Origin of the sequence: uncultured Psychroserpens sp. (genome assembly GCF_947501425.1) — a bacterium.
Classification (GTDB): Bacteria; Bacteroidota; Bacteroidia; order Flavobacteriales; family Flavobacteriaceae; genus Psychroserpens.
In genome coordinates, this window is sequence record NZ_CANMVN010000010.1 from 227591 (window position 1) to 238148 (window position 10558).

At 33.9% G+C, this 10558-nt stretch carries 10 protein-coding genes; 5 read left to right on the forward strand and 5 right to left on the reverse strand.

Annotation, left to right across the window (positions count from 1 at the left end; genetic code table 11):
* The first annotated feature begins 176 nt into the window (after window positions 1–176).
* Window positions 177–2279: a T9SS type A sorting domain-containing protein gene (locus Q0951_RS16140; protein ID WP_299339115.1), complete on the forward strand. Its 2103-nt coding sequence runs from the start codon at window positions 177–179 to the stop codon at window positions 2277–2279.
* A gap of 68 nt (window positions 2280–2347) precedes the next feature.
* Window positions 2348–3328, forward strand: a complete 981-nt coding sequence (locus tag Q0951_RS16145) for an acyl transferase (protein WP_299339148.1) — start codon at window positions 2348–2350, stop codon at window positions 3326–3328.
* A gap of 154 nt (window positions 3329–3482) precedes the next feature.
* Here the strand turns inward: Q0951_RS16145 and tyrS are convergent, their stop codons facing one another.
* Window positions 3483–4775 carry a tyrosine--tRNA ligase gene (gene tyrS / locus Q0951_RS16150; protein WP_299339118.1) on the reverse strand — a complete coding sequence of 431 codons (1293 nt, stop codon included), beginning with the start codon at window positions 4773–4775 and terminating at the stop codon, window positions 3483–3485.
* A 70-nt stretch (window positions 4776–4845) separates the two neighbouring features.
* On the opposite strand from tyrS, the gene Q0951_RS16155 reads away from it, so the two are divergent.
* Window positions 4846–5868: an NAD-dependent epimerase/dehydratase family protein gene (locus Q0951_RS16155; protein ID WP_299339121.1), complete on the forward strand. Its 1023-nt coding sequence runs from the start codon at window positions 4846–4848 to the stop codon at window positions 5866–5868.
* Here the strand turns inward: Q0951_RS16155 and Q0951_RS16160 are convergent.
* The 3 genes from Q0951_RS16160 to Q0951_RS16170 are packed head-to-tail and all read right to left on the reverse strand — an operon-like array spanning window position 5841 to window position 8396.
* The gene (locus Q0951_RS16160; RefSeq protein WP_299339123.1) at window positions 5841–6326 is read right to left on the reverse strand and encodes a DUF4296 domain-containing protein; all 486 of its coding nucleotides are present in this window, start codon (window positions 6324–6326) and stop codon (window positions 5841–5843) included. The two genes, Q0951_RS16155 and Q0951_RS16160, sit on opposite strands and share 28 nt — an antisense overlap.
* The gene (locus Q0951_RS16165) at window positions 6323–7669 is read right to left on the reverse strand and encodes a dihydroorotase (protein ID WP_299339126.1); all 1347 of its coding nucleotides are present in this window, start codon (window positions 7667–7669) and stop codon (window positions 6323–6325) included. Before Q0951_RS16165 ends, Q0951_RS16160 begins: the two co-directional genes overlap by 4 nt.
* A 1-nt stretch (window position 7670) precedes the next feature.
* Window positions 7671–8396, reverse strand: a complete 726-nt coding sequence (locus tag Q0951_RS16170) for a polyprenol monophosphomannose synthase (RefSeq protein ID WP_299339129.1) — start codon at window positions 8394–8396, stop codon at window positions 7671–7673.
* 163 nt (window positions 8397–8559) lie between these two features.
* Here Q0951_RS16170 and Q0951_RS16175 point away from each other — a divergent pair, with 163 nt between their 5' ends.
* Window positions 8560–9213, forward strand: coding sequence for a DUF4271 domain-containing protein (locus Q0951_RS16175; RefSeq protein ID WP_299339132.1), 654 nt, complete (start codon window positions 8560–8562; stop codon window positions 9211–9213).
* A gap of 15 nt (window positions 9214–9228) precedes the next feature.
* Window positions 9229–9981 (forward strand): uroporphyrinogen-III synthase, encoded by a 753-nt coding sequence (locus Q0951_RS16180; protein ID WP_299339133.1) that lies wholly within the window; start codon window positions 9229–9231, stop codon window positions 9979–9981.
* 91 nt (window positions 9982–10072) lie between these two features.
* Here the strand turns inward: Q0951_RS16180 and Q0951_RS16185 are convergent.
* Window positions 10073–10558, reverse strand: a 486-nt coding sequence (locus tag Q0951_RS16185; RefSeq protein WP_299339136.1) for a phosphoenolpyruvate carboxykinase (ATP), incomplete at its 5' end; no start/stop codon positions are given.

The window sequence follows — 10558 nt, forward strand, 5'->3', positions numbered from 1 at the left end:
TATAAAATTGAGTAATAGATATTTAATACACCTAACTACTTAATTTTAAAATAACGATTTAGTAACTCTATTATTCGATTTAACTACAAAAACTGAGTATATTTGTAGACTTTTTAATTTTCAATCTAATATAATTAATTATGAAAAAACTTTACTTTTTGTGTTTAACATTTGTTATGGCATCTTTGTCATATGCGCAAACAACCGATTTACTTTTTAGTAAATATGGTGAAGGTTCTGGAGATAACAAATTTTTAGAAATTTACAATGGTACAGGTTCTGATGTTGATTTAAGTAATTATTCTTTATCGTCATGTTCTAACGGTTGTAACACTTTTGATGAATTTGATTTTCCAGACAATGTAACTTTTGCTCCTGGAACAATTTTAGCTGATGGTGATGTTTATGTCATTGCACATCCTAGTGCAGACGCAACAATTTTAGCTGTAGCAGATCAAACTTTTACTTTTCTTAGTAATGGTGATGATGCTTTTGCTCTGACTTTAGCAGGTGCTACTGCTGACACTTACACTATCATTGATATTTTAGGTGATTTACAAGATGATCCAGGTTCTGGTTGGGCAGTTGGTGATGACACTAATGGTACTCAAAACCAAACATTGACAAGAAAAACATCTGTGTGCAGTCCTAACCCTGTTCCATTAGCATCATTCGGTATGGATGCTGCAACTTCTGAATGGGTTATAGGTGATTCTAATTCTGGTTGGGACACTTTAGGTTCTTACACAGGATGCTCAACGACTCCTGCTGTAACAATCACATCTCCTGGAGATGGATCTTCGGTTGCTTCTGGAACAACGTCTGTTGATGTTGTTTTCAATGCTGAAAACGCACCAGGCGGATCTACTTTTGATATTACTGTTGTAACAAATGGTGGAACACCTGTAACAACTAACGGTGTTACAAGTCCGTTTACAATTACTCCAACTGCTGACGGAGATACGTTTATGGTTACTGTTGAATTAATTGATGGTGGTGGTCCAATAGCTTCAGATATGTCAAGTTTTGATATCGCTTTCCCTTGTGATTTACAAGTAGGTACGATTACAGAAACATGTGATAGTATTACTCCAGCTACTGACGACACATACAATGTGACTATAGCTTATACAGGTGGTGCTACAACAACTTATACGGTTGACACAGGCGGTGTTGGAACTGTTGGTGGTGATGACCCAACATCTGTTGCAGATGGTACAATCACAATTACTGGCATTACTGAAGGTACTGATTTCACAGTAACATTTACTGGAGATCCTGCAAATAGTAGCTGTGATTTCACAAGAAACATAAACAGCCCTGATTGTGACCCTGCACTTACATTACCTCTTTACGAAGGATTTGATTATGCACAGGGATCAGAGTTGAGAAACACACCTAACTGGGCAAACATTTCTGATTCTTCTGATGAAATATTGATTGGTGGACCAGGCGGATTAACATACCCTCAATTAGCAAGTTCTTCACAAACCGGAAACCACGTCACATTTGATGGTGCTGGTAGCGATACAGCTATAGAATTTACAGCTGTTGATAGTGGTAATACACTTTATGCATCATTCTTGATTAATGTAACTGATAATAGTGCTGCAACTACACCAGGATACTTTGCAATTCTAGGTGGTTTTGATGCAAGATTATGGATTGTTCCAATAGCACCTCCTTCAGAGCAAGGAACTGGTGGACAGTACCAAATTGGTATTTCTAACGTGAACACGGCACCTTCTGGCGCAAGTTTAGATCCAACTGTTCTTAATGCTGGTTCTACTGTTCTTGTGGTTATGAGTTATAACACTACTGATGGTGTTATAAATACATGGGTTAATCCTAGTGATGCTACATTTGGAGGAACAGCACCTGCTGCTACAGCTACAGTAACCGATGCGTCTCCTGAGACAAGTTTAGATCAATTTGCGCTTAGACAAGATAGCACAGGTGAGACACCATTTATCTTATTTGACGAATTAAGATTAGGAACATCATGGGCAGAAGTGACACCAACAACATTATCTACTGAAGATTTCACAGCAGATAACTTTAAAGTATATCCTAACCCAACCTCAACAGGATTTGTAAACATTACAGGTACAAATACTGATGATGTTACTGTTGCTGTATTTGACATTTTAGGAAAACAAGTGATCAATGAGTCTTTAACTAACGACCGTTTAAATGTATCTGCATTAAACGCTGGTGTATATATCTTAAAGATCTCTCAAAATAACGCTTCAGTCACTAAAAAGTTAGTGATCAAGTAAACACGTTATTATAAATTATTATGAAAGCGTCTCGATAATTTCGGGACGCTTTTTTTATTTTTGCTATGATGATACATACACAGGATATATTTTCAATTACTTCGGAAACAACCTTCAATACTTTAGCTTTAGACATCTTTAAGTTCCAGTTTGAAAATAATACAGTGTATCGGTCATTTTGTGATTTGCTTTATAAACATCCTAGTGATATAAGATTGATTGAGGACATTCCTTTTTTGCCCATTCAATTCTTTAAAAGCCATCAGGTTTTAAGTTCCAAAGCTCAAATCGAAGATGTTTTCTCAAGTAGTGGAACCACAGGAACTGTTACAAGTAAACATTACGTGACAGATCTCAATTTATACGAACAAAGTTTTAATAAGGGCTTTCAACAGTTCTACGGAAACATTAGTGACTATGTTGTTCTGGCATTATTACCAAACTATTTGGAACGCGAGGGCTCGTCATTGATCTACATGGTCAATACCATGATACAAGCCTCTCAGCATTCAGAGAGTGGTTTTTATTTGAATGATCTTGAAGCATTGAAAACACAACTTATCAGGTCTGATTCCGAAGGAAAAAAAATACTGCTCATTGGTGTGTCATTTGCTCTTTTAGATCTTGTTGAGCAATACCAATTCAATTTAAAAAACACCATCATTATGGAAACAGGTGGTATGAAAGGTCGCAGAAAAGAACTAGTTAGAGACGAACTTCACCATATTTTAAAATCTGGATTTGGCGTCACTCATATTCATAGTGAATATGGGATGACCGAACTTTTAAGTCAGGCCTACTCCAAAGGCAACGGTCTGTTTAGATGTCCTAACTGGATGCGTGTACTAACTCGTGATCCTGAAGATGCACTAACACACCAAAAGTTAGGAAAAACTGGTGGTATTAATGTGATAGATCTCGCCAATGTTAATTCCTGTTCATTTGTTGCCACTCAAGATTTAGGTCGCGTTTATGACAATCACAGCTTTGAAGTTATTGGAAGATTTGACTCCAGTGATATTAGAGGATGTAATTTGATGGTTTTATAAAAGCCTGTAAGGTTTTGAAATAAAACCCGACAAAGATATATGAAGCTATGAATTTAGAATAGTTTAAGAGTTCTATGAAAAAGAAAGATTAGCTTCTAAATAATAGTTGATTGGTTAATGTTAAACGTCCCATTTAAAATGGGACGTTTTTCTTTTATTCTACTTTTATAATGTAAGTATTTTTTTTTCCTTTATTAAGAATGATATATGTATCATTAATCAAATCATCAGCTGATAATTGATAATCATCTTTAACCTTCTCTTTATTCACTGATACTGCGTTCTCTTTAAGAGCTCGACGCGCTTCACTATTTGAGGCTAGAAAATTTGTTTTAGCAGCTAGCGCTCCAATCATATCCAGTTGAGATAATTCTTCTTTAGTTATTATTGCTTGAGGAACACCTTCAAAGACGTCTAAAAATGTTTTCTCATCTAGCGTTTTAATATCAGATTTAAACGTTTTACTGAATAAAATATTTGAAGCTTTTTCGGCATTTTCAAAATCAGATCTAGAATGAACCATCGTTGTGATTTCTTCAGCTAAACGTTTTTGAAGTTGTCTCTGGTGAGGTGCTTCTTGGTGACTAGCTATAATAGTCTTTATCTCATCTTCAGTAAGAAATGTGAAAATCTTAATATACTTTTCAGCATCTTCATCACTAGAATTCAACCAATATTGGTAAAACTTATAAGGTGATGTTCGGTTGGCATCCAACCATACATTTCCACCTTCAGATTTCCCAAATTTAGATCCGTCGCTTTTTGTAATTAACGGACAAGTAATTGCAAATCCTTTTCCTTGAGCTATACGTCTGATTAATTCGGTTCCTGTGGTAATATTTCCCCATTGGTCACTTCCTCCCATTTGAATTGTACATTCATTTTCTCTGTACAAATGCAAGAAATCATAACCTTGAACTAGCTGATATGTAAACTCTGTGAAAGACATACCATCTGAAGACTCAGAAGAAATTCGATTTTTCACAGAATCCTTAGCCATCATATAGTTAACTGTAATATGCTTCCCTACGTCTCTAATAAATTCCAGAAAAGAGAAGTCTTTCATCCAGTCATAGTTATTTACTAAAACAGCAGCATTGGCAACATCACTCTCAAAATCTAAAAAATGAGCCAGTTGCTTTTTAATAGCTTCCTGATTATGACGAAGTGTTTTTTCGTCTAACAAGTTACGCTCACTTGATTTTCCAGAAGGATCACCAATCATACCTGTAGCACCTCCAACCAATGCATATGGTTTATGACCACAACGTTGATAATGTGCTAATAACATGATAGGAACAAGATTACCGATATGAAGAGAATCTGCTGTTGGATCAAACCCTACATAAGCAGATCGCATAGTTTCCATTAGATGATCTTCGGCTCCAGGCATTGTATCATGTACCATCCCTCTCCATTTCAATTCCTCTACAAAATTCTTTATCATAACATGTATTTTAGTAATCTTTGGCAAATATAGATGTATACCTCAAAAGAAAAAAGACTAATTTTACAAAATGATTTTAGTAACAGGTGGTACAGGCTTGGTTGGTTCTCATTTATTGTTCAATCTTGTGAGCAATAATGAGTCTGTAAGAGCTATTTACAGACGTCAACATAAACTAGAACGTGTTAAAAAAGTATTTTCTTATTTCACAAACGATGTTGACACACTTTATAATAAAATTGATTGGGTAGAAGCTAATATTAATGATATTCCAGCTCTGGAAAAAGCATTTAAAGACATCACTCATGTCTATCATTGTGCTGCTTTTGTAAGTTTTGAACCTAATAGATATCAAGAACTTCGTAAAGTTAATATTGAGGGCACAGCTAATATTGTTAATCTTTGTATTTCTAATAAGATTAAAAAATTATGTTATGTCAGTTCTATTGCTGCTATTGGAAATGAGCAAAATCCAGACACCTTAATTACAGAAACAACCGAATGGAATCCTGAGCTTGACCATAGTGTATATGCCATCACTAAGTATGGTGCCGAAATGGAGGTTTGGAGAGGAACTCAAGAAGGTGTAAATGCTGTGATAGTAAATCCTGGTATTATTTTAGGACCTGGATTTTGGAACGGAGGAGGAAGCGGTAGTTTATTTAAGCGAATACATAAAGGAATGAAATACTACCCTTCTGGAGTATCAGCTTATGTAGATGTGTGGGATGTAACAGACACTATGATCAAACTTATGACTAGTGATCTTATCAATCAACGCTATATTGTTATTGCTGAAAATTTACCTTTTAAAGTCTTTCAGCATAAAGTTGCTGAAGCTCTGGGAGTAAAACCTGCTCAAAAAGAAGCATCACCATTTTTATTAGCCTTGGCATGGAGAATGGATTGGTTGAATCATAAACTATTTGGAAAACGTCGGAAACTATCAAAGCAAACCGTCAATTCAATTTCAAGTAAGACCATTTACGACAATTCTAAAATAAGGTCTGATTTCAATTTTGGATTTAATCCAATTGATCAATCTATTAAAAAGATATCTGATTTTTATTTAGAGGATTCTTCGTCTGGATAGTTTTTGTAATCTACTCTCTCAAGTGGTTTTTTCTTTGTGTCTTTTTTGGTTCTCAAAGAATCACTAAGAGATCTTATAGAATCTCTTTTTCGCTTTTTATCGAGTTCTTCCTGATCAATTAACTTCTGATACTTTTCTTTATCTCTGTTGATACGGTCCTCTACCTGAAGAATAATAGACTCATATTCTTCGACATAATACCCATAGTATTCGTTACTTTGAACAAACTGCAAGCTATCTATATCGTATTTTTTAAAAACATAGTCCTGAGGGAAAATACCATTATCTTCTAACTTAGTTTTATTAGCACCTTTAGCTGCATTCAAAAGAAATACATCATACATGATATTTGCCATTTTATCCTTGGGAATGAGGTTTTTGGGCTTTTTAGGTTTCCCAGTTGAATGACACCCTAAAACAAAGAAGGCTACTAATAAAATTGCAAGATGTTTCATCATCTATTGAATGTTAATCGTTTAGCTGCTTTAACATCTAAAACTTTAAAATTATTGTATACTAAGGTTCCATTTAAAATGGTATGGGTAATTCGAGACTTAAATGTAGTGCCTTCAAAAGGGGACCATCCGCATTTATATAGAATATTATCTTTTTTAACAGACCAAGGATTATTGATATCAACTATAACTAAATCTGCATAGTAACCTTCCTTAATATATCCACGTTTTTCGACCTGAAATAAAATTGCAGGATTGTGTGCCATTTTTTCAGCAATTTTTGGCAATGAAAGTTTTCCTTTATGATACATTTCAATCATGGCAACTAAAGCGTGCTGTACTAAAGGCCCTCCAGATGGAGCTTTAGTGTAATTATTATTTTTCTCATCTAAAGTATGTGGTGCATGATCAGTAGCAATAACATCAATCCTGTCATCTAATAATGCTTTCCACAATTGATCTCTGTCCTTTGCTGTTTTTACAGCAGGATTCCACTTGATATGAGTCCCTTTTTTTGCATAATCTTCATCACTAAACCAAAGATGGTGTATACAAATCTCGGCAGTAATCTTTTTATCTTTTAGTGGAATTTTATTTGTGAATAAATGAGTCTCTTTTCCTGTAGATAAATGAAATACATGTAACCTCGCTCCTGTTTTTTTTGCTAGTTCGATTGCTTTTGAAGACGATAAATAACAAGCTTCTTCACTTCTAATTATTGGGTGTTTTTCAATAGGAATATCCTCTCCGTATTCATCAATGTGGTCTTGAAGGTTTTTTCTAATGGTTGCTTCATCTTCACAATGTACAGAAATTACCATATCAGTACTACTGAAGATCTTTTCTAAAACTTCAGGATCATCTACTAACATGTTACCTGTTGAAGATCCTAAAAACAATTTTAAACCAGCTACGGTTTTAGTATCTACTTTTAAAATTTCATCTAAATTATTATTGGTGCCACCAAACATGAAAGAATAGTTAGCATAAGAAGACTTTGATGCAATATTGAATTTTTCTTCTAATTTATCTACAGTAGTAGTTTGTGGATTGGTATTAGGCATCTCTATAAAAGAGGTGATTCCTCCTGCAAGGGCAGCTCTGGATTCTGTTTCAATATTTGCTTTGTGTGTTAATCCAGGCTCCCTGAAATGAACTTGATCATCAATAGCTCCTGGGAACACATAATTTCCTTCTGCATCTATGACTATAACGTCAGCAGACTTCGCACTTATTGAACTTGATACCTCTTTAATGATCTCACCTTCAATTAATATATCACCTTCGGTAACTTTTCCTTCATTTACTATTTTAGCATTCTTTATGAGTAAGGTTCTATCTTTCATATTAACTATTAAATAAACTTTTAACTTTCATTTTAATCACACCAAAAATAGCTTCAGAAATAATACTTCCACTCATTTTTGACTTCCCTTTTGTTCTATCTGTAAACACTACAGGCACTTCAACTATTTTGAACTTTTTTTGATACGTTTTAAATTTCATTTCTATTTGAAAAGCATAACCAACAAATTTAATATCGTCCAAATTTATAGATTCCAGAACCTGTCGTTTATAGCATACAAATCCTGCTGTGGTGTCAGCTATTCGCATTCGTGTAATGAACTTCACATATTTAGAGGCAAAATAAGATAACAATAAACGCTTCATATCCCAGTTAACAACGTTAATATTATTATTAATGTATCGAGAGCCTATAGACATATCTGCGCCTTTAACAGCACAGGCATTATAAAGGTAGATAAGGTCGTTTGGGTTATGAGAAAAATCTGCATCCATTTCAAAAATATAATCGTAAGTTCTCTGTAAAGCCCATTTAAAACCTGCAATATATGCCGTTCCTAAACCTGTTTTGTTTGCTCTTGACAGTAAATGTAGTTGCTCTCCAAACTCTCTTTGAAGCTCAGTAACCTTTGTTGCTGTTCCATCAGGTGAATTGTCATCAACAACCAAAATATCAAATGCTTTATCCTGAGCAAATACAGCTCTTATAATAGCTTCAATATTCTCTATCTCATTGTAAGTTGGTATAATGACAACTGCATCCTGCATTGAATATTATATTAGCGTTTAGTGTTAGTCAAAGACAAAAGTAAGTGTTTTATCATTTAAAATTAAGTGTTAAAATCATAAACATTGTTAATCTTAGAAGAATGATTTGAAGTTGAAGATTATATCGTATTAATTCATCAAATATTCTTCCTAATTTTGTGGTATGCTTAGAGACGTAATTTCTAATGACTGGTTTACTATATTTCTTATATTGGCTTTGACCTGTATAACACTTACCAAATATTTGTTTGCACATCGATTCAAAGATTTTTTGGCTGTTATTGGTAATTCAAAGTACTTAAAGATTTATGCAAGAGACCAAAAGTTTGTTGATGGATTTGATGCACTGCTTTTCTTAAATGGTATAATATCTGTTTCATTATTTGCATACATTAGTTATTCTACATTAGTAAGTCCCTCAGAGTTTAATCTCAACCTGTTTTTTAAATTATTATTTGGAATTGGTGTTCTGTTCTTAATCAAAGTTTTATTAGAACGTTTAATTGGGAGCCTTTTTGATATTGACGAGCTTATCGATTCATACTTATTTCAAAAAACCACGTTTAAAAATTATTCTGGTTTCGTGCTCTTCCCTATTAATTGCATTTTAATCTATGCATTAAAACCATCTGAATCAATTATTTATGGTGTAATTGGCCTAATAATACTCATCAACTTGATTGGATTTATTTCTTCATTTAAAAACTATCAAAAGTTACTTTTAAACAACTTTTTCTATTTTATTTTGTATCTTTGCGCACTTGAAATTGGACCCTATCTAATTTTATATAAGTTAATTAAAGATTTCAACACTTAAAACACTTTAAGGAATATGACGAAAGTGAAAACGATTTTAGTATCTCAACCAGAGCCTAAAATAGAAAATTCGCCTTACTTTGATCTTCAAGAAAAACAAAAGGTCAAAATAGATTTCAGACCATTTATTCATGTTGAAGGTGTAGAAGCCAAAGATATAAGACAACAAAAAGTTGATCTTGCCAACTATACTGCTATCATACTTACAAGTAGAAACTCTGTTGATCATTTCTTTAGAGTATGTGATGAAATGCGTTTCAAAGTTCCAGACACAATGAAATACTTTTGTCAATCTGAAGCTGTAGCCTACTATCTCCAAAAGTATGTAGTCTATAGAAAACGTAAAATATATGTTGGTAAACGAACTTTCAAAGATCTTTCACCTTTGATTAAAAAGTACAAAGACGAAAACTTCTTGTTACCAACAACTGACAAATTAAAACCTGAGGTTCCTCAAATTTTAGATGGTTTAGGAGTAAAATGGAAACAAGCTACATTTTATAAAACTGTAATTAGCGATCTTTCAGATTTGGCTAATGTTTACTACGACATCTTAGTATTCTTTAGCCCTTCAGGAATAGAATCCTTATTTCATAACTTTCCTGAATTCAAACAAAATGACACTCGTATTGCAGTTTTTGGAAACACCACAATCAAAGCTGTTGAGTCTCACGGATTACGAGTTGATATTGCTGCTCCAACACCGGAGACACCATCAATGACCATGGCATTACAGAAATATATAGACAAAGTGAATAAAGGAAAATAAGAAAAATCCTTCTTGTCATTTTATAAAAATAAAAAAGCGTCCCGATACTTGTTATCGGGACGCTTTTTTTGATCATTGTATATTCAGAATACTATTTCAAATTAGGCGCTCCAGCCATAATTTCATCATTAGCATATTCCTCAAATTGCTTGAAATTATCTCTAAATGTTTGTGATAACTTATAAGCTGTTTTGTAATAGCCTTCGTCATTATTCCAAGTGGTTCTCGGACTCAAAACTTCAGCAGGAACATTAGGACATGTTCTAGGTTGTTGTACTCCAAAAACAGAATGAATATGATAATTATCTTTATTAGCCGCTTCTAAACTTCCATCCATTGCAGCCGTAATCATAGCTCTGGTATATTTTAATTTCATACGAGATCCTACACCATAAGGTCCACCTGTCCATCCGGTGTTAACCAGCCATACATTCACACCAGCTTCCTGCATCTTTTTGCTTAACATTTCAGCATATTTTGTTGGGTGTAATGGCATAAACGGTTCTCCAAAACAAGCAGAGAATGATGGTACAGGTTCTGTAATGCCTGCTTCAGTACCAGCCACTTTTGCTGTGTA

Coding starts and splice junctions, on each gene's coding strand:
- Q0951_RS16155 (WP_299339121.1), top strand. CDS start 4,846: ATGATTTTAGTAACAGGTGGTACAGGCTTGGTTGGTTCTCATTTATTG.
- Q0951_RS16145 (WP_299339148.1), top strand. CDS start 2,348: ATGATACATACACAGGATATATTTTCAATTACTTCGGAAACAACCTTC.
- Q0951_RS16175 (WP_299339132.1), top strand. CDS start 8,560: ATGCTTAGAGACGTAATTTCTAATGACTGGTTTACTATATTTCTTATA.
- Q0951_RS16160 (WP_299339123.1), bottom strand. CDS start 6,326: ATGATGAAACATCTTGCAATTTTATTAGTAGCCTTCTTTGTTTTAGGG.
- Q0951_RS16140 (WP_299339115.1), top strand. CDS start 177: ATGGCATCTTTGTCATATGCGCAAACAACCGATTTACTTTTTAGTAAA.
- Q0951_RS16180 (WP_299339133.1), top strand. CDS start 9,229: ATGACGAAAGTGAAAACGATTTTAGTATCTCAACCAGAGCCTAAAATA.
- tyrS (WP_299339118.1), bottom strand. CDS start 4,775: ATGATAAAGAATTTTGTAGAGGAATTGAAATGGAGAGGGATGGTACAT.
- Q0951_RS16165 (WP_299339126.1), bottom strand. CDS start 7,669: ATGAAAGATAGAACCTTACTCATAAAGAATGCTAAAATAGTAAATGAA.
- Q0951_RS16170 (WP_299339129.1), bottom strand. CDS start 8,396: ATGCAGGATGCAGTTGTCATTATACCAACTTACAATGAGATAGAGAAT.